The following is a 24,732-nucleotide window of genomic DNA, read 5'->3' on the forward strand; positions in this document are numbered from 1 at the left end:
AGACAGCTGTCGATGAGTTCGGGAGAGAGCACCTCAGATAGACTGGAGAAATCCTCGGGTGCCGCCTTGGCAATGGCATCAATGGCGTCGCTGAAATGCATGAGACCTTCCCATAATAAGTGTACCTAGCACAGGAAGGTCTCATGATCAGCTTATGGAGAATAGGCTTAACTGACTGGCATTAGCCCTCAGGGGCGGCTTTTTCGTCAACAATCAGTCACGCGCTCAGACAGTCAGGCAGACAGTCGGAAAGAGACTCGCTCAGGCTTCGCCCAGCACCCGACCACGCGCATCCAGATAGGCCTGCTCACCGATGCGCGACCAGGGCGCGACCTGCTGCTGGAAGGCGCGGTAGGACTCATAGACGCGCCTGGCGTCCTCGTCCATGGCGATGAACTCGTCCAGCACCTCGTTGGAGGCATCGAACAGCGCCGCATAGACATCCTGAGGGAATTCACGCAGCTCAACACCGTGCTCCTCGACCAGCGAGGTCAGCGCAGTGGCGTTGCGCAGCGCGAATTCATCCACCATGGCGTGATTGGCGATTCTGGCCGCCTGGATCACCACCTGCTGCAGGTCTTCCGGCAGTGCCTGCCAAGCCTCGAGATTAACGGTGCCTTCGAGGATGGCGGAAGGCTCGTTCCAGGCCGGCGAGTAGTAATACTTGGCCACCTGATGCAGGCCGAAGGCCAGATCATTGTAGGGGCCGACCCAGTCGGTGGCATCGATCACGCCGGTTTCCATCGCGGTGAAGATCTCGCTGCCCGGCAGATTGACCGCGCTGGCGCCGATGCGATTCATCACTTCGCCTGCCAGCCCCGGCAGGCGAATCTTCAGACCCTTCATGTCCTCGAGACTGTTCACTTCCTTGTTGAACCAGCCGGCCATCTGGGTGCCGGTGTTGCCCACCGCCAGCGGCTTGAGGTTGTGGCGCGAGTAGATCTCGTCCCACAGCTTCATGCCATCGCCGTGATACAGCCAGGCGTTGGTCTCGGTGGTGTTCATGCCGAAGGGCACGGCGGTGAAGAACTGGGCCGCGGGCACCTTGCCTTTCCAGTAGTAGGAGGCCGAGTGGCCCATCTGGGCGGTACCGGAGGACACGGCATCGAAGACTTCCAGCGCCGGTACCATCTCGCCGGCACCATAGACCTTGACCTGCAGGCGGCCGCCGGAGAGCTGACCGATCAGGCTGGCGAATTCATTGGCACCGGTGCCCAGTGCCGGGAAGTTCTTCGGCCAGGAGGTGACCATCTTCCAGTGGATGGTCTCGCCCTCGGCGGCATTGGCGGTGGACACGAAAGGCGCGGCGGCGAGACCGGCAGCACCGGCCCCCAGAGCAGAGAGAAAACGGCGGCGTTGCATGGGACTTTCCTTGTTCGAGTTGTGGGCAATGCATGACGCGGCATCAAGACAGCAGATTGTCTGCCACTATGCCGCGACCCATGGATGGCCCACAACTGCACCAAGGCCGTAATGGCGCACGAATACCGCGCCCCCCTGTGCCGCTTTTCACTTCTTGCCAGCGCCCGCTGTCAGCGCCTCATGGCTGCGTCTGCCATCAATGCAGGATCAGCTCAGCACTTCCAGCTTGGCAAAGCCCAGCACCAGCCACTTGTCGCCCTCGCCCTCGAAGCTGATCTGCACGCGCGCGCGCTCGCCCTGACCTTCGGCATTGATGACCACGCCTTCCCCGAACAGCGGATGCCGCACCAGGCTGCCGAGCGAGAGTGCCGGCATGTCGCCATTGGCCTCGACACTCTCCTGACGCGGGCCGGAAGGACGACGATTCGGCGTGGCGCGCTGGGTGGAGACCGGACGCGAGACCTGGCCACGCAGACGCACCTCCTCCATCAACTCTTCCGGCAGCTCACGCAGGAAGCGCGACGGCCGCTGGAAGGTCTCCTTGCCGTGCATGCGACGCAGCTCGGCGTAGGTCAGGTAGAGGCGCTGCATGGCGCGGGTGACACCGACGTAGCACAGGCGACGCTCTTCCTCGAGACGACCCGGCTCTTCCAGCGACATCTTGTGCGGGAACAGCCCCTCCTCGACCCCGGCGACGAATACCACCGGGAATTCGAGCCCCTTGGCGGAGTGCAGCGTCATCATCTGCACGCATTCCTCGCCTTCGGCGGCTTCGTGATCGCCGGCATCCAGCGCGGCTTCGGCGAGGAAGGGCTCCAGCGCCTCGGCCCCTTCGCTGGGAGCTTCCGGGTCCATGCGCTCGCCCTGACTGAAGGCGCGGCAGGCGTTGACCAGCTCCGAGAGGTTCTCGAGGCGCGCCTGGCCCTTCTCGCCCTTCTCGGCGGCGTGATGCTCACGCAGGCCGGAGACGTGGATGACGTGCTCGACCAGCTCATGCAGCGCCATGCCGGCGGTGTCGTTGTCGAGGCCATCGATGATGTCGGCGAAGGCTCGCACGGCGGTGGCGGCGCGTCCCTTGAGGGCGCCATCGGAGACTGCATCGCTCATTGCCTGCCACATGGTCAGGTTGCCGTAGCGTGCGCGCTCGCGCAGCTGCTCGACGGTGCGCATGCCGATGCCACGCGCCGGCACGTTGATCACGCGCTCCAGGGCGGCATCGTCCTCGCGGTTGTTCATCAGACGCAGGTAGGCGAGCGCGTTCTTGATCTCGAGACGCTCGTAGAAGCGCTGGCCGCCATAGATGCGATACGGCATGCCCTGGCGGATCAGCGTCTCCTCCAGCACGCGTGACTGGGCGTTGGAGCGATACAGGATCGCGATCTCGTCGCGGCTGTAGCCATGCTCATTGACCAGCTCACGGATGGTATCGGCGATGTAGCGCGACTCATCGATGTCATTGAAGCCGGCATAGACACGAATGCGCTCGCCGCGACCGCTGTCGGTCCACAGCTCCTTGCCCATGCGCCCGCCGTTGTGGCTGATCAGGGCGTTGGCGGCCTCCAGAATGGCGCTGGAGGAGCGGTAGTTCTGCTCCAGACGCACCACGCGGGTGTTGGCGAACTCCTCGGTAAAGCGCTGGATGTTCTCGACCCGCGCGCCACGCCAGCCGTAGATGGACTGGTCATCATCGCCGACCACGGTCATGCACTCGCGATCACCGGCCAGCAGCTTCAGCCAGGCGTACTGCAGGGTGTTGGTATCCTGGAACTCGTCGACCAGCAGGTGGGCGAAGCGCTCGCGGTAATGCGCCAGCAGGTGCGGCGTATCGCGCAGCAGCTCCAGCGAGCGCAGCAGCAGCTCACCGAAATCGACCAGCCCGCCGCGTTCACAGGCGAGCTGATAGAGCTCATACATCTCGACCATCTTGCCCATGTAGGCATCGCCATGGGTCTGCACCTGATGGGCGCGCAGACCTTCCTCCTTGCAGCCGGCGATGAAGTACTGGACCTGCTTGGGCGGCCAGCGCTCGTCATCGACGTTGTGCTCCTTGAGCAGCCGCTTGACCATGCGCAGCTGGTCATCGCTGTCGATGATCTGGAAGTGCTCGGGCAGGCGCGCCTCCTGCCAGTGGGTGCGCAGCAGACGATGACTGATGGAGTGGAAGGTGCCGACCCACATGTGGCGCAGGCTGCTGCCATTGAGCGCCTCGAGACGCGTGCGCATCTCCCGCGAGGCCTTGTTGGTGAAGGTCACCGACAGGATGGCGTAGGGCGAGAACTGGTATTGGTCCATCAACCAGGCGATGCGGTGAACCAGCACGCGGGTCTTGCCGGAACCGGCCCCCGCCAGTACCAGCATGTTGCCCGGCGGCGCGGACACGGCCTCACGCTGATGCGTGTTGAGGTGATCGAGGAGGGGCGATTCGGACATGCAGGGCTCACCACAGGGCAGAGGAGTCGAGGAGCGGAGCAGCGTGAGATTCGCTGCCCCTGTTCAGGCATCCACCTTATCACAGCGGCCTGCCCTGCTCTTCCCCGCGCCGGCCTTCCTTGCACATACGTGCCTTGCACTTGCCTTCAAGATAGATGACGCCCGGGCGGTGCTCAGTGGGTATCGAAGTCGTGGTCGTCGATGCGCAGGGTGGCGAGGCTCTTCTTGACCGCCTCCAGCTGCTCCTTGAGCTTGGGTCCACGCGCCTTGGCGACACCGACCGCCAGCGTATCGACGATCACCAGGTGCGCGATACGCGAGCTCATCGGAGTGTAGATCTCGGTGTCTTCGTGCACATCGATGTGCAGCGGCAGCGTGACTTCATCCGCCAGTGGCGAACCACTCGGGCACAGCCCGATGACGGTCGCGCCGGCGTCCCGCGCCAGACGCACGCTGGCGATCAGCGCCTTGGTGCGGCCGGTCTGGGAGATGGCCACCACCACGTCGCGCGGCCCCAGCGTCACCGCTGACATGTTCTGCATGTGCGGGTCGGTGTAGGCGGCGGTGGAGATCTGCAGGCGGAAGAACTTGTGCTGGGCATCGTGAGCCACGGCGCCCGAGGCACCATAGCCGTAGAACTCGACCCGGCTGGCGGAGGCCAGCGAGTGGATGGCGCGCGCGACGGCTTCGGCGTCCAGGCGGTCACGCACCGACAGCAGGGTGCCGATGGTGGAATCGAACAGCGAGTGCGAGAACTCGGCCACGCTGTCGGAGTCATTCATTGAGAACTGGGCGAACTGGGTACCGGTGGCGAGGCGTTGCGCCAGCTGCAGCTTGAAATCCTGGAAGCCGGCGAAGCCCATTGCCCGACAGAAACGCACGACCGTCGGCTCACTGACCGATGACTCGCTGGCCAGATCGACGATCCGCATGTGAATCACTTCCTCCGGATGGCGAAGGACATAGCGTGCGACCTTTTGTTCAGAGCGGCGGAAATTCTCCATCCGGCTCCTCAGGTCGTCGAAGATGGCATGGCTCACGGCACACTCCTTGCAGACTTCATGGGCATGCCTGAGCTTACGTCATCCCCCCAGGGGTGTCGCCTGCACAGGCAGGCTATAGTCACAATTTTGTCAAGTGAGCTATAGTAAAACGGTGTGGCGCCAGTGAAAGCCCACATCCTTTGGATGCCATGGAGGTCGAATCATGCGTAATTCAGAGCAGGTAGATACGCTCAAGAAAGAGCTTCTCGATATTTTCATGACTCTCGGTGCCGACGAACATCAGGCCCGCAAGAAACAAAGCGCAGTCCGCCATCTCCGCGCCCGGCGTGGAATAGAATTGCACAACGAAATCAAGCGCCTAAGCGAGGATTTAAGCGACATCGAAGTGCTGGAAATGGATACTGAAAGCGATATCGACACCCACTGATTCCAGGCGGGGAGGCGATACGCTCCCCGCCGATCAGTGATGTTTTCACGCTCTGATCCGCCAGGGTTCGGGCTCCATGCGACACCCTCCACCATCTCTTTCGAGCATGGTCGTACTCCCCTCTCGCGCAATTTCAGCATCATCACCCCTGACAGAAACGCCTTCTGCGCTGTCATGCCCGATGCCCTGCTCATCAATCCCGAAATATTCGTTTTTTCTCACCTCATTTTCCGCCCCACCGCTCTTCTTTTGTTTGTCACATTTCTCCTCTATCGCGTGCCGCCATCATCCTTGATGCACCATTTCAGTGCGTATCCGCCGCCATGCGCCTCTCAATACCTGAAACCAGGCTCACGCCTGATGGCGACTTTTCCTCTCGGAAAGGATGAATCTTCTACGTCAAACGAATGACAGACAACGGCCACGCAGCGCAGCGCTACCCAGCCATGACGCCTGCCAGGCAAGCGCGCGACCGGGTTGAGATTCTCCAGGCTCAGAAACAGGAAAGGCCCGCCGGATGGCGGGCCTTTCGCATTGCCTGCCATGACAGGCCTGAGACATGTCATGGCAAGTGTTTCACGAGATCTCTCGAGATCTCTCGAGACCTACAGGCTGGACGCGAACACCACGACCACACCGATCGGGGCGATATAGCGCGCCACGAAGCTCCACAGCGAGAAGGCCGAGTCGCTCATGTTGAGCTGGCTGCGCACCTCGTCACGACCCATGAACCAGCCGACGAAGACGATGGTCGCCAGACCGGTCAGCGGCAGCATCAGCTTGCTGGTCGCGTAGTCGAGCAGGTCGAAGATGGTCATGCCTTCGAACTTGGCGAACATGCCCAGCGGCGCCACGTCACTCCACAGGTTGAAGGACAGGATGGTGGCGATGCCCAGCAGCCAGGTGGCGATACCCGCGACCCAGGCCGAGCCGACGCGAGACATCGGCGTCTTCTCTTCCAGCCATTCGACGATGGGCTCCAGCAGCGAGATGCCTGAGGTCCAGGCCGCGAATACCAGCAGCACGAAGAACACCACGCCAAAGACTTCACCGCCCGGCATGTGGCCGAAGGCCAGCGGCAGGGTCTGGAAGATCAGGCCCGGGCCCGCAGCGGCGTCGAGGCCGTTGGAGAACACCACCGGGAAGATGGCCAGACCGGCCAGCAGGGCGATGACGGTATCCAGCACCACCACGACCAGCGCGGTACGCCCGATGTTGACGTCATCGGACAGGTAGGAGCCGTAGGCCATCATGATGCCCATGCCCAGTGACAGGGTGAAGAAGGCATGCCCCATGGCCGCCAGCACGCCATCCTTGTCGAGCTTGGAGAAGTCCGGCGTCAGCAGCCAGGCGGCCGCATCAGCGAAGCCATCGGTGGTGGCGGCGTAGCCGACCAGCACGATCAACATCACCGCCAGCAGCGGCATCAGGATCTTGGCGGCACGCTCCAAGCCGCCGGCGACCCCGCCAGCCACGACCAGGATCACCATCAGCATGAAGGCACTGTGCCAGGCCAGCAGTGTGGTCGGGTCCCCCAGCAGACCGCCGAACAGGCTACCGGCCGTGTCAGAGGTCAGGGTTTCGAAACTGCCGCTGGCCGCGTCGGCGATGAAGGCCAGCGCCCAGCCGCCGATGACACTGTAGAAGGACAGGATCAGGTAGGCGCCGAGCACGCCGGCCACCCCGATCAAGACCCAGGCGGGACTGCGTTTGAGCCGGGCACTGATGTGGCTCATGGTCGAGATGGGGTTCTTCTGCCCCAGACGGCCCAGCAGCCATTCCGACATCAGGATCGGCAGACCGATCAGCAGGATGCAGATCAGATAGACGAGGACGAAGGCACCGCCGCCGCTCTCACCTGTCATGTAGGGGAATTTCCAGATATTGCCCAGACCGACGGATGAACCGACGGCAGCCAGGGTAAAGGCCAGGCGAGAAGACCACTGTGCGTGGGAATGCGGTTTGGATGACATGTGAATCCCTGATTCGTCGCGAGGGTGCCAGTCGCTGGTAGCGACTTCGGGCACCTTGTTGTGCTTGTTGCATCATGCTGCCAATGCGGACGGATCATCCGTGGCCAACACGATGGCGTCGCAGGATCACTGCTGTGGTGCTCCCGGCATTCACGCTGACCGGGTAGGTCGTGGGGAATGACGGGCAAGTGCCGATAGGCACGCCGGAACGGGCAGACTGCCCATCTCCGGTAAATATCGCCGCGGTAACGGCAACATGTGGCTAAAGCTACTCGATTGAGGGGCCATCTGCCAGCAAGCCACCATCAGACCATGGCCTCACAGGAGAAACCTCACGGCCAGGTGGAGCGTCAGAACAGGCTGCCCTGCCCCTCTCCCGGAAAGGCCCCGATCAAGGGGCGGTCCAGTTTCGCCAGCACCTGGTTGGCCAACAGGCGTGCCAGCGCGGGTGCTGCCTTGTTGTCCGGTGTATGCACGAAGAGGAACGGGCTTTTCCCCTGACTTATCCACAAGAAAAGTCGCTCTACCCAGGGAGCGAACAGTGCCCGGTTGGTGGCTTCATCGTAATGACCGATGAAGCGCACCACGGGATGTTGTCCGCTGGAGAACACATGCAATGGGCGGTGAGGCTTTTCCGAGCGCGCCACCGCAAGGCCCGGATGCGAGGTGGTGGGGCCACTGAAGAGTGGACGCACATCCAGCATCACGCGATCGACTGCGTGAGTTATCAACAAGCGATTCAACTGTCGTTCCGCCTCGCCCTTGGCGAAGAATACCGGGTCGCGGGGCTCCACCGACCAGGCAAGCCCTGCTCCCTTCACCGACTGCAGGAATTGCTCGAGGCGTGGCAGGACTTCCGCCCCGAGGTCACGCGGCAGCTGAATCATGATCGGACCGAGGCGGTCCTTTATCGGCGCCAGGCAATCGAGAAATTCCGCCAGCTCGTGCTCGATGCCCTGCAGGCGCAATTCATGAGTCAGTCGGCCCGGCAACTTGAAGCAGAAGCGAAAATTGGCCGGCGCCTGACGTGCCCAGCTGGCGATGGCAGCAGGCGTGGGTTGGGCATAGAAACTGGTATTGCCCTCGACGCTATCGAAGACCCGGGCGTAATCCGCCAGATGTTCCCGCGGGCCGCTGCCCGGCAGCAGGCTGCCGCGCCAGTCATCATTGGCCCACATCGCGAGGCCGAGATGAAGATGCCCCGCCGAGTGCGAGGCATCCGACGGTGCGGAGGCTGCATGAAAATGGTGCATGAAGAGGCCAGAACTAGAGGAATATAAGGGTCAAAGAGCCAACAAGCCGAAGAATATCGTCTGCCAGAGCGACGTAAGCACAATAAAAACTGTCATCACGGCGTGCTATGGTCCGCATCCTGCATGACACGTCAGCAGGCGGTCCACCCACCGCCCTGACTCCGCTTCCTGCCAGCCACAAGCCGCGCCGGAAGACACTCTTGTTGACTGCCCATACCCCGGAGCCTGTCATGACTGCTTTCCAACGACTCATTCTGCGCGCCAGCGGCAGCCGCTCTCGCGCGGCAAATGCCATCACCCTGCGCAGCCTGATCACGCTCATCGAGGGCTGCCTGCTGGTGGCGCTCGGCGTACGCCTGCTGCAGGCCGGTGGCCTGCTGGTCAGTGGCACTGCCGGCATGTCGTTGCTGGGTGCCGACCTGACAGCACTGAGCTTCGGCAGCCTGTTCTTCCTGATCAACCTGCCTTTCTACGGCCTGGCCTGGAAACAGCTGGGGCTGAATTTCACTCTGCGCACGCTGGGCTGCGTCAGCCTGCTCTCCGTGCTGTCCGATGTGCTGGCGGTCAGCTTGCCGCTGGGCGCCGTCAGCCTGCCGGTCGCAGCGATTGCCGCAGGCCTGTTGATCGGCCTGGGCATCACGCTGCTGTTTCGCGAGAACGCCTCGCTGGGCGGCCTGAACATTCTGGCGCTGCATCTGGAGCGACGCTTCGGCATCCATGCCGGTCGCACCACCTTCGCCTTCGACCTGCTGCTGATCGCGATCGCCGCGCTGGTCTACCCCTGGCCACAGGTCATCTGCTCGGCGCTGGCATTCGCGACACTGTCCTTCGTGCTGGGCCGCTACCATCGCCGCACGCCTCATACCGCACAGCCTGCCTCACCGGCGCATGACAAGCAGGTGCAGACGGCTCACTAGCGGCGACCGCGTCCCCCGTTGGAGGAACCGCCACCCTTGTACGAGGCGCCCTTGCCAGCCGGGCTGTTTTTCCCCGAGCTCGTGTTGCCGTAACTCTTGCTGCCGCCGCCCTTGTTTACAGAGCCCTTACTGTTGCCCGCGCCACGCTCATTGCGGCCATCACTGGCATTGCCACGCGTGCGCGGCTTGAGTCCGCTGGCGAGCTTGCCGGCGCCGCCCGCACTCTTGGTGGCATTCCTGCTGGAATTCCTGCCGTCGCTTCTGCCTTCCTGATTGCCACGCCCCGTGGTGCGCTCGTCAGAACGCTCGCGACGCCCTGCACCCTCTTGCTTGGCTCCTGCCTGAGGAGCGCCTGAACGCTGGCCCGGATGGCGTTGATCAGCACCGCGCTGACGTGTCTCGCGTTTATCAGGGCTGCGCTGATCTGAACTGCGCTGGCGTGTGTCGCGCTGGCCGGATCCGCTCTTGCCGCCTTCCTGACGCCGAGTCCCGCTACGCCGCCCAGCGTCCGTATCCTGGGCGGCGCGCTGATGGCGCGCGGCCGTCGCATGCTGGGAAGGAGGCGGTGCCGCCGCCAGGCGCGAGGCTTCCTCAGTGCCGCTGGAGCCCTCGATCATCTGCTGGATATCCGCCATCTCGCGCTGGGTGAGATACCGCCATTCGCCGACTCCCAGCCCGTCCAGGCTGACATTCATGATGCGCACCCGCTTGAGCTTGAAGACCTCATAGCCCAGCGCCTCACACATGCGACGGATCTGACGGTTGAGGCCCTGGGTCAAAATGATGCGGAACACATAGGTCGAGATCTGCTCGATGCGACACGGCTGGGTGATGGTGTCCAGAATCGGCACGCCAGCGGCCATGCGCTTGAGGAAGTCGCCGTTGATCGGCTTGTCGACCCGCACCACGTATTCCTTCTCGTGGGCATTGCCGGCACGCAGGATCTTGTTGACGATATCGCCGTCACTGGTCAGGAAGATCAGGCCATCGGAGGGCTTGTCGAGGCGACCGATCGGGAAGATGCGCTTGGGATGACCGATGTAATCGATGATGTTGCCGTCGACATGGCGCTCGGTGGTACAGGTGATGCCCACCGGCTTGTTGAAGGCCAGGTAGACCGCTTCCTGCTTGGCTTTCAATGGCTTGCCATTGACCAGCACCTCATCGCCCGGCGCGACCTTGGTGCCCATTTCGGGCACGACACCATTGATGGTCACTCGTCCTTCGGCGATGTAGCGATCCGCCTCGCGCCGCGAGCAGAAGCCCGTTTCGCTGATGAACTTGTTGAGGCGGGTAAGCGATGCGTCGCGATCAGTCATGGCAGGTCACGTGCGTGCGCCGGGCGATGAACGCGCAGCGGACGGAAGGGGATAAGAAGGCAGGCGCACAGGATACCAAAAACGGCAGCCCTGAGGCTGCCGTTGGCACAATGAGACTGGGCTCATCTGCTGCTGCGTCAGACATGACGCAGCAGCATTGCGTCGCAAATTACTCGACCGTGACACTCTTGGCCAGGTTGCGCGGCTGATCGACATCGGTGCCCTTGAGCACGGCGACGTGATAGGACAGCAGCTGCAGCGGCAGGGTGTAGAGAATCGGCGCCAGCACTTCGCTGACATGCGGCATGCGCAGCACGCGCACGCCTTCGCTCTCTTCAAGGCTGATGTTCTCGTCAGCGAACACGTAAAGCTCGCCGCCACGCGCGCGCACTTCCTGCAGGTTCGACTTGAGCTTCTCGAGCAGCTCGTCATTCGGCGCCACCGCCACTACCGGCATGTCAGCATCGACCAGTGCCAGCGGGCCGTGTTTCAGCTCACCCGCCGGATAGGCCTCGGCGTGGATGTAGGAGATTTCCTTGAGCTTGAGCGCGCCTTCCAGTGCGATGGGGAACTGGGTACCACGCCCGAGGAACAGTGCATTGTGCTTGTCGGCGAAGGCCTCGGAAAGACGCTCGATCTCGCTGTCCATGGCCAGTGCCTTGGTGACCAGAGAGGGCAGCTGACGCAGCTCGCGTACCACCTCGGCTTCACCGGCCTCATCACCGCCACGCACACGACGCAGCGACAGTGTCAGCAGCATCAGGCCGACCAGCTGGGTGGTGAAGGCCTTGGTGGAGGCGACGCCGATTTCCGGGCCGGCCATGGTCATCAGGCTGAGGTCTGATTCCCGCACCAGCGAGCTGCCCGGGACGTTGCAGATCGCCAGACTGCCGAGGAAGCCACCCAGCGACTGGGCATAACGCAGCGCGGACAGCGTATCGGCGGTCTCGCCGGACTGGGACAGAGTGACGAACAGGGTGCCATCGGCGACCACCACCGGACGGTAGCGGAACTCGGAGGCGACCTCGACCGCCGCCGGAATGCCGGCCAGACGCTCGATCCAGTAACGCGCGACCATGCCGGCGTGGTAGCTGGTACCACAGGCGACGATCTGCACCTGCTTGACCTGGCGGAAGAGGTTTTCCGCCTCGCTGCCGAAGCTGCGCACCAGCACGTGATCACCGTTCAGGCGGCCTTCCAGCGTGGCGGCCAGCACACGCGACTGCTCATGGATTTCCTTGAGCATGAAGTGGCGGTAATCGCCCTTGGAAGCGGCATCCTGCGCGTGCTCGAAGGTCTGCACCGGACGCTCGTTGGCCTCGGTGACCAGACGCTCGCCCTGCTCGAAGATCTCGATCTGCTCGGCGGTCATGCGCACCAGATCGCCTTCCTTCAGGTAGATGAAGCGATCGGTGACCTGCAGCAGCGCCAGCTGATCGGAGGCCAAAAAGTGCTCGTCGATCCCGACACCGATCACCAGCGGGCTGCCCTGACGCGCGCCGATCAGCACGTCCGGCTGGGCGCGATGCACCACGCCCAGCGCGAAGGCGCCATCGAGCAGCGCCACGGCCTTCTGCACCGCGGTCAGAAGGTCCTGACTCAGGGTGTATTCCCGCGCCAACAGGTGAGCGACGACCTCGGTGTCCGTCTCGGAGGTGAAGACGTAGCCCTGGCCTTCCAGCTCGCGCTTGAGGGTCTCGTAATTCTCGATGATGCCGTTGTGGACCACGGCCAGGCTATCGCCGGACTGGTGCGGGTGGGCATTGGCTTCGCTCGGCGCGCCATGGGTGGCCCAGCGGGTGTGCGCGATGCCGACACGCCCCTTGAGCGGAGCTTCCTCGAGGCGGCTTTGCAACGCCCCGACCTTGCCCAGCGCGCGCACGCGGTTCAGGCGACCCTCTTCGGAGAGGACGGCCATGCCCGCACTGTCATAACCACGGTATTCGAGGCGGTGCAGGCCCTCGAGCAGGATGTTCTGGACGTTACGACTGGCGACGGCGCCGACGATGCCACACATGAGCGATCTCCTTATGCAGTTGCTGGCTCGATGAGCGGGGCGATCAACACCTCGACGCCATGAGCACGAATCTGGTCACGCGCAGCATCAGGCAACGCGTCATCGGTTATCAGGGTACTGACGCTGGACCAGGCCAGCTCCAGGTTGGGAATGCGGCGGCCCAGCTTGTGGGATTCCGCCATCACCACCACTTCACGCGACACCTCGGCCATCACACGCGACAGGCCGATCAGCTCGTTGAAGGTGGTGGTGCCACGCTCGAGATCGAGACCATCCGCGCCGAGAAACACCTGATCAAAGTCATAGCTGCGCAGCACCTGCTCCGCCACCTGCCCCTGGAAGGAATCGGAGTGCGGGTCCCAGGTGCCACCGGTCATCAGCAGCACCGGCTCGTTTTCCAGCTCGCGGATGGCATTGGCCACGCTCAGCGAGTTGGTCATCACGATCAGGTCATCCCGGCCCTTGAGCTCGGGAATCAACACCACCGTGGTGGTGCCGCTGTCGATGATGATGCGCTGGTGCGCGCGGATACGGCTCGCGGCGAGACGGGCGATGGCCTGCTTGGCGGCGCTGACCGGCTCGTCATGCACCAGCAGCTCACGCGGCATGGCCACGGCGCCGCCATAGCGTCTGAGCAGCAGGCCACTCTTCTCGAGGAAGGCCAGGTCCTTGCGGATGGTGACCTCCGAGGTGGCAAGCTCCCGCGCCAGTGCCTCGACACTGACCTCACCGTCACGCGCCAGCTGATCAAGGATCTGGTGACGCCGTTGTGGTGTCAGTCGCTTTGACATCGGGGAATCCCATAAAGTTTCGAACCGAAAGATAAGAGAGATGAATCGAAACATCAAGTGAAAGACGATAGAGGATGAGACGATTCACTCCCGGCAGGTCGTCCAGCACAACCGGCCGTGACGAAAAACGGGGAGACACCTGTCGGTGCCTCCCCGCCGGTGATGCTCATCTCCCCTCAGGAGCAGGCATCGCTACCACAACTGCCGATCACAGCTGCCGATCACTTTTTGGTCGGACGCGGCCATTCCGGCTTGTCGATGCGCTTGCCACGCGCCACGCTCAGCGCGCCCTCGGCGACATCGCGGCTCAAGGTAGAACCGGCACCCACGGTGGCACCGGCACCGATCTTGAGCGGTGCCACCAGCGCCGAGTTGGAGCCGATGAAGGCATTGGCGCCGATTTCGGTGCGGAACTTGTTGGCACCATCGTAGTTGCAGGTGATGGTGCCGGCGCCGACATTGACGGCCTCACCGAGGGTGGCATCGCCGACATAGCTCAGGTGATTGATCTTGGCATCGACACCGACCTGGGCATTCTTGGTCTCGACGAAGTTGCCGATGCGTGCGCCACGGGCAAGCTCGGTGCCCGGACGCAGACGCGCGAACGGACCGACGTTGTTGTCGCCTTCCAGCACGGCGCCGTCGATGACGCTGTGCGGCGCGATGTTGGCGCCGGCACCGATGGTGGCATTGCGGATCACGCAGTGGGCACCGATGACCACATCATCCGCCAGGGTGACGTCGCCTTCGAAGATGCAGCCGACATCGATGCTGATGTCAGTGCCGATGGTCAGATTGCCGCGTACGTCGATGCGTGACGGATCGGCCAGGCTGGCGCCTTCGGTCATCAGGCGGTTGGCCTCACGACGCTGGAAGGCACGCTCGAGATCGGCCAGCTGCAGGCGGTTGTTCACGCCCTGCACTTCCTCGACCGCCGCCGGCTGGGCGGTGGCGATGTTGACGCCTTCGCTGGCTGCCATGGCGATGATGTCGGTCAGGTAGTACTCGCCCTGGGCATTGTCGGCGGACAGCGCCGGCAGCCAGCGCTTGAGCTGGGCACCGGTGGTAGCGAGGATACCGGTGTTGCCTTCCTGGATGGCCAGCTGCTCCGGCGTGGCATCCTTGTGCTCGACGATGGCGCTGACGCGGCCTTCGGAGTCACGCACGATACGGCCATAGCCTGTCGGGTCTTCCAGAATCACCGTCAGCAGGCCCAGAGTCTGCTCACTGACTTCGGCCAGCAGCGCTTCGAGGGTCTCGCGACGAATCAGCGGCACATCGCCATACAGGATCAGCACCTTGCCATCACCGATGGCGTCCAGTGACTGGGCCACGGCGTGACCGGTGCCCTTCTGCTCTGCCTGCACCGCGAAGCTGGCACCGGTATCGGCCAGCTGCTGCTGAACGCGCTCACCACCATGACCGATGACGACATTCAGATGCGCACCGTCCAGGCCTGCAGCGGTGTCAGCTACATGACGCACCATCGCCTTGCCTGCCAACGGGTGCAGCACCTTCGGCAATTTGGAACGCATGCGGGTGCCCTGACCTGCGGCAAGAATGACGACGTCGGTACGCTCTGCGCTGCTCATCGGTGAACTCCTGTAGAAAGCGGGTCTTCATACCTGAAGCCCTGAAAATAGTGGCGCCATGATAGCAGCTGATCCGTGACCTGCCAGTGACGAGGTTTACCCACGGGACTGTCGCCGAGAACAGACCCGAGAAAGTAGCAGTGCTCGCGCAAGGGCTCTCAGCCAAGCGGCTCAGCGCTCAAGGTGCTGACGGATGAGCACGCTCAACCTTGAATCACGCCAGGCTACCCTGGCGGCAAGACAGTCTATTCCCGGGTGATGAGCACAAAAAAAGGCGACCCGAAGGTCGCCTCTTTCCTGTCACTGGCCGTCATGGCCCAGTGCATCTCAGCGCGTGTGACGACGCATCTGCTGCACGGTGCGCAGCTTGGCCATCGCCTCGGCCAGTTCGGCCGTGGCGCGTGAGTATTCCAGTTCGGAAGCCTGGTCGTTCATGGCCTTCAAGGCCACTTCCTTGGCTTCCTGGGCTGCCGCCTCATCCAGATCGTCGGCACGTACTGCGGTGTCGGCGAGGACTGAAACGAGGTTCGGCTGCACTTCGAGGAATCCGCCACTGACGTAGTAGATTTCCTCGGCCCCACCCTGACGCTGAACGCGAATCGGGCCGGGTTGCAGCTCGGTCAGCAGCGGAGCGTGACCCGGCATGATGCCGAGGTCACCTTCGCTGCCGGCAGCCACGAGACGCTCGACTAGGCCGGAAAAGATGCCTTTCTCAGCGCTGACGATGTCGCAATGGACGCTCATAGCCATACCTGTTTCCTCATGCCTGAACAGGGAAATTACATGCCCTTGGCTTTCTCGACAGCTTCGTCGATGGTGCCGACCATGTAGAACGCCTGCTCCGGCAGTGCGTCATATTCGCCGTCCAGGATACCCTGGAAGCCGCGGATGGTGTCCTTGAGGGACACGTACTTGCCCGGCGCGCCGGTGAAGATTTCCGCAACGAAGAACGGCTGTGACAGGAAGCGCTGGATCTTACGCGCACGTGCCACGGTCTGCTTGTCTTCGTCAGACAGCTCGTCCATCCCGAGGATGGCGATGATGTCTTTCAGCTCCTTGTAGCGCTGCAACACACCCTGAACGTTACGGGCAGTGTTGTAGTGCTCTTCGCCAACGACCAGCGGGTCGAGCTGACGAGAGGTGGAGTCGAGCGGGTCAACGGCCGGATAGATACCCAGCTCGGCAATCTGACGGGACAGTACGACAGTCGCGTCAAGGTGCGAGAAGGTGGTCGCCGGAGACGGATCGGTCAAGTCATCCGCGGGGACGTAAACGGCCTGCACGGAAGTGATCGAGCCAGTCTTGGTAGAAGTGATGCGTTCCTGCAGGACGCCCATCTCTTCCGCCAGAGTCGGCTGATAACCTACCGCGGACGGCATACGACCCAGCAGTGCGGACACTTCGGTCCCCGCCAGGGTGTAACGATAGATGTTGTCGACGAACAGCAGAACGTCACGACCTTCGTCACGGAACTTCTCGGCGATGGTCAGACCGGTCAGTGCCACGCGCAGACGGTTACCCGGCGGCTCGTTCATCTGGCCATAGACCAAGGCAACCTTGTCGAGAACGTTGGATTCCTTCATTTCGTGGAAGAAATCGTTACCTTCACGAGTACGCTCACCCACGCCCGCGAACACGGAATAACCGCTGTGCTCGGTGGCGATGTTGCGGATCAGCTCCATCATGTTGACGGTCTTGCCGACACCGGCGCCGCCGAACAGACCGACCTTGCCGCCCTTGGCGAACGGGCAGACCAGGTCGATGACCTTGATGCCGGTTTCCAGAAGCTCGTTGGACGCTGCCTGTTCCGCGAAGCTCGGGGCTGCACGGTGAATCGGCATGTGCTCTTCAGCACCCACGTCGCCAGCTTCGTCGATCGGCTGACCCAGCACGTTCATGATGCGACCCAGAGTCGCCGTGCCGACCGGCACGGAGATCGGAGCACCGGTGCTCTCAACTGCGAGACTGCGCTTGAGGCCTTCGGTCGAACCCATTGCGATAGTACGGACCACGCCGTCGCCCAGCTGCTGCTGGACTTCGAGTACGGTCTCGCTATCGGCGACGTTCAGGGCGTCGTAGACCTTGGGCACTGCGTCCCGCGGAAACTCGACGTCAATCACCGCGCCGATGATTTGTACGATACGTCCGCTCATTCCTGGTTCCTCTTAAACCTGCGATTGAAACCTGCTTGCCTGTTGCCACGCTGTCATCAGACGGCGGCGGCACCGGATACGATCTCGGAGATTTCCTGAGTGATCGCTGCCTGGCGGGCCTTGTTGTAGACCAGCTGAAGGTCGTCGATCAGGTCGCCGGCGTTATCGGTCGCACTCTTCATTGCGATCATTCGCGCTGCCTGTTCGCAGGCGATGTTCTCGACCACGGCCTGGTAGACCTGGGCCTCGACATAGCGCTTGAGCAGCTTGTCGAGCAACGAGACGGCATCCGGCTCATACAGGTAGTCCCATGTAGTGGGACCGGTTTCTTCGTCATTCAGATCAGCTTCGAGAGGAAGCAGCTGACGCACGACCGGCTTCTGCGTCATGGTGTTGACGAACTCGTTGAACACCACGTACAGACGGTCGAGGCTGCCCTCGTCGAATGCGTCCAGCATGGCCTTGACGCTACCGATCAGATCCTGGGTACCCGGGGAATCCCCGAGACCGGACTTGGCGGCAAGCAGGTTGCCACCGTAGTTGCGGAAGAAGGTACCGGCCTTGGAGCCGAGGGCACAGAAGTCCACCTCGACACCCTGGTCGCGCCAGCTCTTCGCATGCTTGGTGACAGCCTTGAACAGATTGGCGTTCAGGCCACCACACAGGCCGCGATCACTGGAGACCACGATATAACCGACACGCTTCACATCGCGTTCCATCAGATACGGATGGCGATATTCCGGGTTGGCCCGGGCGATGTGTCCTACAACCTTGCGGATCTGATGAGCATAAGGCTGGCTGGCCGCCATGCGATCCTGCGCTTTACGCATCTTGGACGCAGCCACCATTTCCATGGCGCTGGTGATCTTTTGCGTATTTTTGATGCTCCCGATCTGGGAGCGAATCTCTTTTGCAGCTGCCATAGCGATCTGCCTTATTCATGCCACCCGAAGGGAAACGACAGGGCCCGGACTGGCCGGGCCATGCCACTTACCAGCTTTGAGTCGCCTTGAACTTCTCGACGCCAGCCTTGAGACCATTCTTGATCTCGTCATCGTAGCCGCCGGACTGATTGATCTTGTCCAGAAGATCCGCGTGCTCGGAGCGCATGAAGTCCAGCAGCGCCTTCTCGAAGCCCAGCACCTTGGCGACGTCGACGTCATCCAGGTAGCCTTCGTTGGCCGCGAACAGCGAGATCGCCATGTCGGCCACGGACATCGGAGAGTACTGCTTCTGCTTCATCAGCTCGGTGACACGCTGACCATGCTCGAGCTGCTTGCGGGTCGCTTCGTCCAGATCAGAGGCGAACTGGGAGAAAGCTGCCAGCTCACGGTACTGAGCCAGTGCCAGACGCACACCACCACCCAACTTCTTGATGATCTTGGTCTGAGCAGCACCACCGACACGGGAAACAGACAGACCCGCGTTGATGGACGGACGGATACCGGAGTTGAACAGGCTGGTCTCGAGGAAGATCTGACCGTCGGTGATGGAGATCACGTTGGTCGGAACGAACGCAGACACGTCGCCACCCTGGGTCTCGATGATCGGCAGCGCAGTCAGGGAGCCGGTCTTGCCTTTCACTTCACCCTTGGTGAACTGCTCGACATAATCGGCGTTGACGCGTGCGGAACGCTCAAGCAGACGGGAGTGGAGATAGAAGACGTCACCCGGGTAGGCTTCACGGCCCGGCGGACGCTTGAGCAGCAGGGAGATCTGACGATACGCCCATGCCTGCTTGGTCAGATCGTCATAGACGATCATCGCGTCTTCACCGCGGTCGCGGAAGTACTCACCCATGGTGCAACCGGCGTACGGTGCCAGGAACAGCATGGCAGCCGGGTCGGAAGCGCCAGCAGCGACGATGATGGTGTGTTCCATCGCACCGTGCTCTTCGAGCTTGCGCACGACGTTGGCAATGGTGGACTGCTTCTGGCCGACGGCGACGTAGACGCAGGTAATGCCCTTGCCCTTCTGATTGATGATGGCATCAATCGCGATGGCGGACTTACCAATCTGACGGTCACCGATGATCAGCTCGCGCTGACCACGACCGATCGGTACCATGGCATCGATGGACTTCAGACCTGTCTGCACCGGCTGGTCGACCGGCTCACGGGCGATGACGCCCGGAGCGACCTTCTCAACCGCGTCAGTCAGCTTGGCGTCGATCGGGCCTTTGCCGTCAATCGGGTTACCCAGCGCGTCGACCACACGGCCGACCATTTCCGGGCCTACCGGCACTTCGAGGATACGACCGGTGCACTGCGCGGTCATGCCCTCTTCGAGCTGGAGGTAGTCACCCAGAACGACAGCACCGACGCTGTCGCGCTCAAGGTTAAGCGCCATACCAAAGACGCCACCCGGGAATTCAATCATCTCACCGAACATGACGTCTGCGAGGCCGTGGATCTGCACGATGCCGTCGGAGACGCTGACGATGGTGCCCTGATTACGGGCTTCGGATGCGACGTCAAGCTTTTCGATACGCTGCTTGATGATGTCGCTGATCTCGGAAGGATTCAGTTGCTGCATGCCATGTCCCTCGGACTCAGGAGTTCAGTGCTTCGGAAAGCCGGGCCAGCTTGCCGCGCACGGAGCCGTCAATGACGGTATCTCCGGCACGGATGATGACGCCGCCGAGCAGCGTACTATCCACCTGAGTGGTAATGGAGATGTCGCGGTTCAGACGCTTGCGCAGGGCAGTGGCGAGCTTTTCTTCCTGCTCACTCTCCAGTGCAAAGGCAGACACCAGGGTCACCTCGACACGCTGTTCCTGCTCGGCCTTCTGGGCCTCGAACAATTCGGCCACGGAGGGCAGGGCCGCAAGGCGGTCCTGCTCACCGAGAGTCCGGATGAAGTTGCGGGCGCTGTCATCCAGCGCCTCACCGCACACGTTCAGGAAGGTGCCAACCTTGTGCTCGGTGGAGAGCTTGGGGTTGTCGAGCACCGCCTTGACGTTTGCGTCGACAGCGACGAGCGCCGCTGTCGACAACATGCCGGACCAGGCCTCTAGCGCCTGCTGGCCGCGTGCAAACTCGAACGCCGCCTTGGCGTACGGGCGAGCCGCGGTGGAGGTAGACGTTTCAGCCATGGAATCAGTCTCCTCAGAGCTCGGCAGCGAGCTTGTCAATCAGCTCGCGGTGCTTGGCTTCGTCGATGGAGGATTCCAGGATGCGCTCGGCGCCGACCACTGCAAGAGCAGCGACCTGACCACGGAGCTCGTCCTTGGCCTGGTTGATCTCCTGGGAGATTTCGGCACGGGCCTGCGCAACGAGACGCTCGCCTTCCGCACGTGCAGTTTCACGTGCTTCCTCGATCATCTGGTTGGAGCGCTTATGGGTCTGCTCAATGATGCGTGCTGCTTCATCCTTGCTTTCCCGCAGAGTCTCGGTGGCTTTTTCCTGCGCCAGTTCGAGGTCACGGGTAGCACGGCTGGCAGCATCCAGACCATCTGCAATCTTCTTCTGACGTTCTGCCAGAGCCTGTGTGACCGGCGGCCAGACATACTTCATGCAGAAATAAACGAAGACCGCAAAGGCGATGGCCTGACCAATCAGGGTTAAGTTCAGATTCACGCCAGCACCTCTCGCTTCACGATTGTTGGGTCAAAAACACGGTAGGCCGGAGGCCAGCCGATGTTTAACCGACAAACGGGTTGGCGAAGGTGAAGAACAGCGCGATACCAACACCGATCATGGTCACGGCATCCAGCAGACCAGCGACGATGAACATCTTGACCTGCAGCTGCGGGATCATTTCCGGCTGACGCGCTGCGCCTTCCAGGAATTTGCCACCGAGGATACCGAAACCGATGGCGGTGCCCAGGGCGCCCAGGCCGATCAGCAGGGAGACGGCGATAGCGGTCATGCCAAGAACTTGTGCTTCCATTGTGGAACTCCAGTTTTAGTCAAGTTTAAGTCAAGGGTTGAGGGTGTGAGCAGAGCTCGGAAATCTTGCCCCACGCCACGGATGGCGTGGGGCGAATTACATCAGTGGTCTTCGCTGGCCATGCTCAGGTAGACGATGGTCAGCATCATGAAGATGAATGCCTGCAGGGTGATGACCAGGATATGGAAGACCGCCCACGGGAAGTGCAGGGGCAGCTGCCAGATGCCGACCAGCGAGATCAGGATGAAGATCAGCTCGCCTGCATACATGTTACCGAACAGACGCAGCGCCAGAGAGATCGGCTTGGCGATCAGCGTCACGAACTCAAGCAGGAAGTTGACCGGAATCAGCGCGATCTGTGCCAGCTTGTTCGGGGTGTTGAACGGGTGCAGCGTCAGTTCGGCCAGGAAGCCCTTGAGGCCCTTGACGCGAATGGAATAGAAGATGATCAGCGCGAACACGGACAGTGACATGCCCAGCGTGGCATTGATGTCAGTGGACGGCACCACCTTGAAGAACACGTGAGCCGGATCAGCGCCGAACATCTCACCGACCTTGGCAGCAACGCCAGGCAGCCAGTCGACGGGGATCAAGTCCATCAGGTTCATCAGGAAGATCCAGCAGAAGATCGTCAGTGACAGCGGTGCGATCAGGCGTGAACGACCGTGGAAGGTCTCACGCACGGACTGATCGACGAACTCGACCATCAATTCGACAAAGTTCTGCAGACCGCTGGGAACGCCAGTGGTGGCGGACTTGGCGACCTTGCGGAACAGGCACAGGAAGATCAGGCCCAGACCGATGGACCAGCCCATGGTATCCAGGTGGATGGCCCAGAATCCCATGTCGGCCGCTTCCTGAGCGCTGTGCGCCAGTGACCATCCGTGTTCCGGGTGGTTGCCGTACGTCAGATTCTGCAGGTGGTGCTGAATATATTCGGAGGGACTCGGGTTGGTGCCTGCCATGACTCTGCCTCAGGTTCGTGTGTACGGTGTTCGCTTCACCAGCCAGGGGCCCAGCCAGTGAACCGCCATTGCCGCCACGTAAGCGCAAAAAAATAAAGCGGGGTTTGAGGGCGGCACTGCAATGAAGAAGAACGCAAACAATACGGCCGTCAAACCGAACTTACCGGCCTCGGCCTGATAGAAGGCCTTGACCATTGCCTGGGCGTAGCGTGCACCGGTCACACGCAGTGAACGCCAGGCGAAAAACAGATTGGGCAGCAGGCAGACCAGCCCACCACACAGCGCGGAAAGCGCCGCACCACTGCCTTTCATCACTCCCGCCAGCAAGACGGCAATCACGATGACCAGCGCCTGGCCCCAGAGCAATCGAGCCACCTGAGGGCGTTGTAGAGCAGCGGGTGTCGTCTTGTGCATCTTGGACCTGTGTCTCGCAATGATGGCCTTCGCCATTTCTGGCGCTGCGCTGGACACAGCCCGGGAGCAAACTCGCCGGATTATAGGGGAGCGCTTCACCGCCATCAACCAAACGACAAGCTAAATTCCTTGATCTTTCGCAAGCTTACGACCAAAGCCTCACTATCTTGCGGGAAACCGATGACAGTTTGCTTACGTTGACAGTCGCTTGCGGTGCGAGCGACACAGGGTTGCATGAATCACAACCTGACGTCAGCAACATCCTTCAATATCTTGAATGTCAGATGCATTTCGCGCCCCTGCGACAATGAGTCACAGGGGCGCGAAAGAGGATCGTGATCCGTCACGCGGAAAATTGCCGCCCGGGGAGGTGTGACGCATGGTCAACCCTCCTCTGCTCACCCACTAGTGGATATGGCCGAGAATGCCGTCCAGCTCATCCAGACTGGTGTAGGAGATGGTGACCTTGCCCTTGCCGCTCTTGCCGTGACGGATATTGACGGCAGCGCCCAGTTGCTCCGAGAGGCGCGTTTCCAGACGCTGGATGTCGGCGTCCGGTCGCGCCGGTGCCGGCTTGGGCTGCTCACCCTTCTGCACGCTTTTCACCAGCGCTTCGGTCTGGCGCACGGTCAGCTCGCGCTCGACCACTTCATGGGCCAGCTTGCGCTGACGTGCCGGGGTCAGGCCGATCAGGGCACGCGCGTGCCCCATGTCGAGCTCACCGCGCTCCAGCAGGATCTGCACTTCCTGTTCCAGCGTCAGCAGCCGCAGCAGGTTGGTGACCTGGGCGCGTGAACGCCCGACGGCGTCGCCCACCTGCTGCTGGGTCAGCTCGAATTCCTCGAGCAGGCGCTTGAGCGCCAGGGCTTCCTCGACCGGATTGAGGTTCTCGCGCTGGATATTCTCGATCAATGCCAGCGCGAGCGCGATCTCATCGCTGATGCCTTCGCGGACGACGGCGGGGATGGTATCCAGCTCCGCCAGCTGCGAGGCACGCCAGCGGCGTTCGCCGGCGATGATCTCGTAGCGCCCCTCCCCCACCGGACGCACCACGATGGGCTGCATCACGCCCTGAGCCCGGATGGAATCCGCCAGCTCCTCGAGCGCTTCCGGCTGAATGTCACGCCGTGGCTGATACTTGCCACGCTGCAGCTGCCCGAGCGGCAGGCGCTCGAGGCGCTCGCTGGGCAATTCCGCCGTGGCAGCGGCCGGATTCGCGGCCAGCGCGGCATCCGGTGACGCATCGATGGCGTCGCCATCGACAGCTTCTATATCGGCTTCGACATGGCGGCGGCGGTTTCCGGCGCCAATCAGGGCATCCAGGCCCCTTCCCAGGGCACGCTTACGCGTCATGGACCTTCCTCGGTGAAGTTACAGCGAGAGACGACGAATCAATTCCTTGGCGAGCACCCGATAGGCCTGGCTGCCACGCGACAGACGCGCATACTTGGTCACCGGCAGGCCGTGGCTCGGCGCTTCCGCCACCCGCACGTTGCGCGGAATGGTTGCCTTGATCAGGGTATCGCCAAAGTAATCGGAAAGTTGCTTGCTGACATCGCGGGTCAGACTGTTGCGAGCGTCGTACATGGTACGCACGATCCCGAACACGTCGAGGGCCGGATTCACGTTGCCTTGAATCTGCTCGACGGTATCGAGCAGCGCTGACAGACCTTCCAGTGCATAGAACTCGCACTGCAGCGGGATCAGCACGCCATGGGCGGCGGTCAGGGCATTGACGGTCAACATGTTGAGCGAGGGCGGGCAGTCGATCAGTACCACGTCATATTCCGCGGCGATCGGCGCCAGAGCTTCCGTGAGGCGGCGCTCACGCCCCTCGACACCGAGAAGATCGACCTCGGCGGCGGTAAGGTCGCCATTGCCGGGCAACAGGGCGTAGCCGGCATCGGGACAATCGAGAATCACGTCACTGGCACGCAGCTCACCCAGCAGCACATCCAGCACGCTGCCTTCGAGGTCGTGCTTGTCGATGCCGCTGCCCATGGTGGCATGGCCCTGCGGGTCGAGATCGATCAGCAGAACGCGGCGATCGAGTGCCGCCAGCGACGCCGCCAGATTGACGGCAGTGGTGGTCTTGCCGACGCCACCCTTCTGGTTGGTCAGCGCGATGATCTTGGTCACGAGCGACTTCCTTGGTTCCTTGAGAAGCGGGGCCATTGGCACCAGCCACATGCTCACGAGGACAGATCAATGATCTGCCCTCGTG

The 24,732-nt window shown here is 62.1% G+C and carries 23 protein-coding genes; 3 read left to right on the plus strand and 20 right to left on the minus strand.

Annotated elements, in window-relative coordinates:
- Positions 1-261: 261 nt before the first annotated feature.
- The 3 genes from IZU87_RS13310 to hexR all read right to left on the minus strand — a co-directional run bounded on the left by IZU87_RS13310 (position 262) and on the right by hexR (position 4,832).
- Positions 262-1,362: a TRAP transporter substrate-binding protein gene (locus IZU87_RS13310; protein ID WP_213114843.1), complete on the minus strand. Its 1,101-nt coding sequence runs from the start codon at positions 1,360-1,362 to the stop codon at positions 262-264.
- Positions 1,363-1,569: 207 nt separating this feature from the next.
- Positions 1,570-3,792: a DNA helicase II gene (gene uvrD, locus IZU87_RS13315; RefSeq protein WP_043331731.1), complete on the minus strand. Its 2,223-nt coding sequence runs from the start codon at positions 3,790-3,792 to the stop codon at positions 1,570-1,572.
- A 173-nt stretch (positions 3,793-3,965) separates the two neighbouring features.
- The gene (hexR, locus tag IZU87_RS13320; protein WP_043331730.1) at positions 3,966-4,832 is read right to left on the minus strand and encodes a transcriptional regulator HexR; all 867 of its coding nucleotides are present in this window, start codon (positions 4,830-4,832) and stop codon (positions 3,966-3,968) included.
- Between the two features lie 166 nt (positions 4,833-4,998).
- Here hexR and IZU87_RS13325 point away from each other — a divergent pair, with 166 nt between their 5' ends.
- Together IZU87_RS13325 and IZU87_RS13330 are read left to right on the plus strand one after the other, a co-directional pair.
- Positions 4,999-5,223 (plus strand): PA3496 family putative envelope integrity protein, encoded by a 225-nt coding sequence (locus IZU87_RS13325; protein WP_043331728.1) that lies wholly within the window; start codon positions 4,999-5,001, stop codon positions 5,221-5,223.
- A gap of 39 nt (positions 5,224-5,262) precedes the next feature.
- Complete coding sequence (locus tag IZU87_RS13330; protein WP_213114844.1) at positions 5,263-5,634, plus strand: hypothetical protein; 372 nt, start codon at positions 5,263-5,265, stop codon at positions 5,632-5,634.
- Between the two features lie 194 nt (positions 5,635-5,828).
- Here IZU87_RS13330 and IZU87_RS13335 read toward each other — a convergent pair whose 3' ends face one another.
- Positions 5,829-7,196 carry a sodium-dependent transporter gene (locus IZU87_RS13335; protein WP_043331727.1) on the minus strand — a complete coding sequence of 456 codons (1,368 nt, stop codon included), beginning with the start codon at positions 7,194-7,196 and terminating at the stop codon, positions 5,829-5,831.
- 350 nt (positions 7,197-7,546) lie between these two features.
- Positions 7,547-8,449 carry a DUF72 domain-containing protein gene (locus IZU87_RS13340; RefSeq protein ID WP_213114845.1) on the minus strand — a complete coding sequence of 301 codons (903 nt, stop codon included), beginning with the start codon at positions 8,447-8,449 and terminating at the stop codon, positions 7,547-7,549.
- 230 nt (positions 8,450-8,679) lie between these two features.
- Here IZU87_RS13340 and IZU87_RS13345 point away from each other — a divergent pair, with 230 nt between their 5' ends.
- Positions 8,680-9,366: a YitT family protein gene (locus tag IZU87_RS13345; protein WP_084589236.1), complete on the plus strand. Its 687-nt coding sequence runs from the start codon at positions 8,680-8,682 to the stop codon at positions 9,364-9,366.
- On the opposite strand, the gene rluF is transcribed toward IZU87_RS13345, so the two are convergent.
- The 15 genes from rluF to IZU87_RS13420 all read right to left on the minus strand — a co-directional run bounded on the left by rluF (position 9,363) and on the right by IZU87_RS13420 (position 24,647).
- A complete protein-coding gene (gene rluF, locus IZU87_RS13350) occupies positions 9,363-10,685 on the minus strand; it encodes a 23S rRNA pseudouridine(2604) synthase RluF (protein WP_213114846.1) in 1,323 nt (440 codons plus the stop codon). The genes IZU87_RS13345 and rluF overlap by 4 nt on opposite strands.
- Before the next feature lie 169 nt (positions 10,686-10,854).
- Positions 10,855-12,702: a glutamine--fructose-6-phosphate transaminase (isomerizing) gene (gene glmS / locus IZU87_RS13355; protein ID WP_043331725.1), complete on the minus strand. Its 1,848-nt coding sequence runs from the start codon at positions 12,700-12,702 to the stop codon at positions 10,855-10,857.
- A gap of 11 nt (positions 12,703-12,713) precedes the next feature.
- Positions 12,714-13,493 carry a DeoR/GlpR family DNA-binding transcription regulator gene (locus tag IZU87_RS13360; protein ID WP_043331724.1) on the minus strand — a complete coding sequence of 260 codons (780 nt, stop codon included), beginning with the start codon at positions 13,491-13,493 and terminating at the stop codon, positions 12,714-12,716.
- A 221-nt stretch (positions 13,494-13,714) separates the two neighbouring features.
- Positions 13,715-15,085, minus strand: a complete 1,371-nt coding sequence (gene glmU / locus IZU87_RS13365) for a bifunctional UDP-N-acetylglucosamine diphosphorylase/glucosamine-1-phosphate N-acetyltransferase GlmU (protein ID WP_213114847.1) — start codon at positions 15,083-15,085, stop codon at positions 13,715-13,717.
- A 327-nt stretch (positions 15,086-15,412) separates the two neighbouring features.
- On the minus strand, positions 15,413-15,835 hold the full coding sequence (locus IZU87_RS13370) for a F0F1 ATP synthase subunit epsilon (protein ID WP_054556360.1): 423 nt from the start codon (positions 15,833-15,835) through the stop codon (positions 15,413-15,415).
- 29 nt (positions 15,836-15,864) lie between these two features.
- Positions 15,865-17,238 (minus strand): F0F1 ATP synthase subunit beta, encoded by a 1,374-nt coding sequence (atpD, locus tag IZU87_RS13375; protein ID WP_043331716.1) that lies wholly within the window; start codon positions 17,236-17,238, stop codon positions 15,865-15,867.
- A 56-nt stretch (positions 17,239-17,294) separates the two neighbouring features.
- Positions 17,295-18,161, minus strand: coding sequence for a F0F1 ATP synthase subunit gamma (gene atpG / locus IZU87_RS13380; RefSeq protein ID WP_043331714.1), 867 nt, complete (start codon positions 18,159-18,161; stop codon positions 17,295-17,297).
- A 67-nt stretch (positions 18,162-18,228) separates the two neighbouring features.
- Positions 18,229-19,773: a F0F1 ATP synthase subunit alpha gene (gene atpA / locus IZU87_RS13385; protein ID WP_043331712.1), complete on the minus strand. Its 1,545-nt coding sequence runs from the start codon at positions 19,771-19,773 to the stop codon at positions 18,229-18,231.
- 16 nt (positions 19,774-19,789) lie between these two features.
- On the minus strand, positions 19,790-20,332 hold the full coding sequence (locus IZU87_RS13390; RefSeq protein ID WP_213114848.1) for a F0F1 ATP synthase subunit delta: 543 nt from the start codon (positions 20,330-20,332) through the stop codon (positions 19,790-19,792).
- 13 nt (positions 20,333-20,345) lie between these two features.
- Positions 20,346-20,816 carry a F0F1 ATP synthase subunit B gene (locus IZU87_RS13395; protein WP_043331708.1) on the minus strand — a complete coding sequence of 157 codons (471 nt, stop codon included), beginning with the start codon at positions 20,814-20,816 and terminating at the stop codon, positions 20,346-20,348.
- A gap of 64 nt (positions 20,817-20,880) precedes the next feature.
- The gene (atpE, locus tag IZU87_RS13400; RefSeq protein WP_011508579.1) at positions 20,881-21,129 is read right to left on the minus strand and encodes a F0F1 ATP synthase subunit C; all 249 of its coding nucleotides are present in this window, start codon (positions 21,127-21,129) and stop codon (positions 20,881-20,883) included.
- 101 nt (positions 21,130-21,230) lie between these two features.
- Complete coding sequence (gene atpB / locus IZU87_RS13405; protein ID WP_043331706.1) at positions 21,231-22,094, minus strand: F0F1 ATP synthase subunit A; 864 nt, start codon at positions 22,092-22,094, stop codon at positions 21,231-21,233.
- A 9-nt stretch (positions 22,095-22,103) separates the two neighbouring features.
- Positions 22,104-22,508 (minus strand): ATP synthase subunit I, encoded by a 405-nt coding sequence (locus IZU87_RS13410; RefSeq protein ID WP_043331819.1) that lies wholly within the window; start codon positions 22,506-22,508, stop codon positions 22,104-22,106.
- Positions 22,509-22,913: 405 nt separating this feature from the next.
- Positions 22,914-23,861 carry a ParB/RepB/Spo0J family partition protein gene (locus tag IZU87_RS13415; RefSeq protein ID WP_213114849.1) on the minus strand — a complete coding sequence of 316 codons (948 nt, stop codon included), beginning with the start codon at positions 23,859-23,861 and terminating at the stop codon, positions 22,914-22,916.
- 18 nt (positions 23,862-23,879) lie between these two features.
- On the minus strand, positions 23,880-24,647 hold the full coding sequence (locus IZU87_RS13420; RefSeq protein WP_043331702.1) for a ParA family protein: 768 nt from the start codon (positions 24,645-24,647) through the stop codon (positions 23,880-23,882).
- Between the last annotated feature and the right edge of the window lie 85 nt (positions 24,648-24,732).

This window comes from Cobetia sp. MC34 (assembly GCF_018340035.1).
In the GTDB taxonomy this organism is placed as follows: domain Bacteria; phylum Pseudomonadota; class Gammaproteobacteria; order Pseudomonadales; family Halomonadaceae; genus Cobetia; species Cobetia amphilecti.

What these genes read in the sequence shown, in the direction of transcription:
- IZU87_RS13390 (WP_213114848.1), bottom strand. Translation starts at nt 20,332, where the DNA reads ATGGCTGAAACGTCTACCTCCACCGCGGCTCGCCCGTACGCCAAGGCG.
- atpA (WP_043331712.1), bottom strand. Translation starts at nt 19,773, where the DNA reads ATGCAGCAACTGAATCCTTCCGAGATCAGCGACATCATCAAGCAGCGT.
- IZU87_RS13345 (WP_084589236.1), top strand. Translation starts at nt 8,680, where the DNA reads ATGACTGCTTTCCAACGACTCATTCTGCGCGCCAGCGGCAGCCGCTCT.
- IZU87_RS13340 (WP_213114845.1), bottom strand. Translation starts at nt 8,449, where the DNA reads ATGCACCATTTTCATGCAGCCTCCGCACCGTCGGATGCCTCGCACTCG.
- IZU87_RS13325 (WP_043331728.1), top strand. Translation starts at nt 4,999, where the DNA reads ATGCGTAATTCAGAGCAGGTAGATACGCTCAAGAAAGAGCTTCTCGAT.
- IZU87_RS13330 (WP_213114844.1), top strand. Translation starts at nt 5,263, where the DNA reads ATGTTTTCACGCTCTGATCCGCCAGGGTTCGGGCTCCATGCGACACCC.
- IZU87_RS13410 (WP_043331819.1), bottom strand. Translation starts at nt 22,508, where the DNA reads ATGCACAAGACGACACCCGCTGCTCTACAACGCCCTCAGGTGGCTCGA.
- atpE (WP_011508579.1), bottom strand. Translation starts at nt 21,129, where the DNA reads ATGGAAGCACAAGTTCTTGGCATGACCGCTATCGCCGTCTCCCTGCTG.
- glmS (WP_043331725.1), bottom strand. Translation starts at nt 12,702, where the DNA reads ATGTGTGGCATCGTCGGCGCCGTCGCCAGTCGTAACGTCCAGAACATC.
- IZU87_RS13360 (WP_043331724.1), bottom strand. Translation starts at nt 13,493, where the DNA reads ATGTCAAAGCGACTGACACCACAACGGCGTCACCAGATCCTTGATCAG.
- IZU87_RS13335 (WP_043331727.1), bottom strand. Translation starts at nt 7,196, where the DNA reads ATGTCATCCAAACCGCATTCCCACGCACAGTGGTCTTCTCGCCTGGCC.
- uvrD (WP_043331731.1), bottom strand. Translation starts at nt 3,792, where the DNA reads ATGTCCGAATCGCCCCTCCTCGATCACCTCAACACGCATCAGCGTGAG.
- IZU87_RS13310 (WP_213114843.1), bottom strand. Translation starts at nt 1,362, where the DNA reads ATGCAACGCCGCCGTTTTCTCTCTGCTCTGGGGGCCGGTGCTGCCGGT.
- atpB (WP_043331706.1), bottom strand. Translation starts at nt 22,094, where the DNA reads ATGGCAGGCACCAACCCGAGTCCCTCCGAATATATTCAGCACCACCTG.
- atpG (WP_043331714.1), bottom strand. Translation starts at nt 18,161, where the DNA reads ATGGCAGCTGCAAAAGAGATTCGCTCCCAGATCGGGAGCATCAAAAAT.
- rluF (WP_213114846.1), bottom strand. Translation starts at nt 10,685, where the DNA reads ATGACTGATCGCGACGCATCGCTTACCCGCCTCAACAAGTTCATCAGC.
- glmU (WP_213114847.1), bottom strand. Translation starts at nt 15,085, where the DNA reads ATGAGCAGCGCAGAGCGTACCGACGTCGTCATTCTTGCCGCAGGTCAG.
- atpD (WP_043331716.1), bottom strand. Translation starts at nt 17,238, where the DNA reads ATGAGCGGACGTATCGTACAAATCATCGGCGCGGTGATTGACGTCGAG.
- IZU87_RS13415 (WP_213114849.1), bottom strand. Translation starts at nt 23,861, where the DNA reads ATGACGCGTAAGCGTGCCCTGGGAAGGGGCCTGGATGCCCTGATTGGC.
- IZU87_RS13370 (WP_054556360.1), bottom strand. Translation starts at nt 15,835, where the DNA reads ATGGCTATGAGCGTCCATTGCGACATCGTCAGCGCTGAGAAAGGCATC.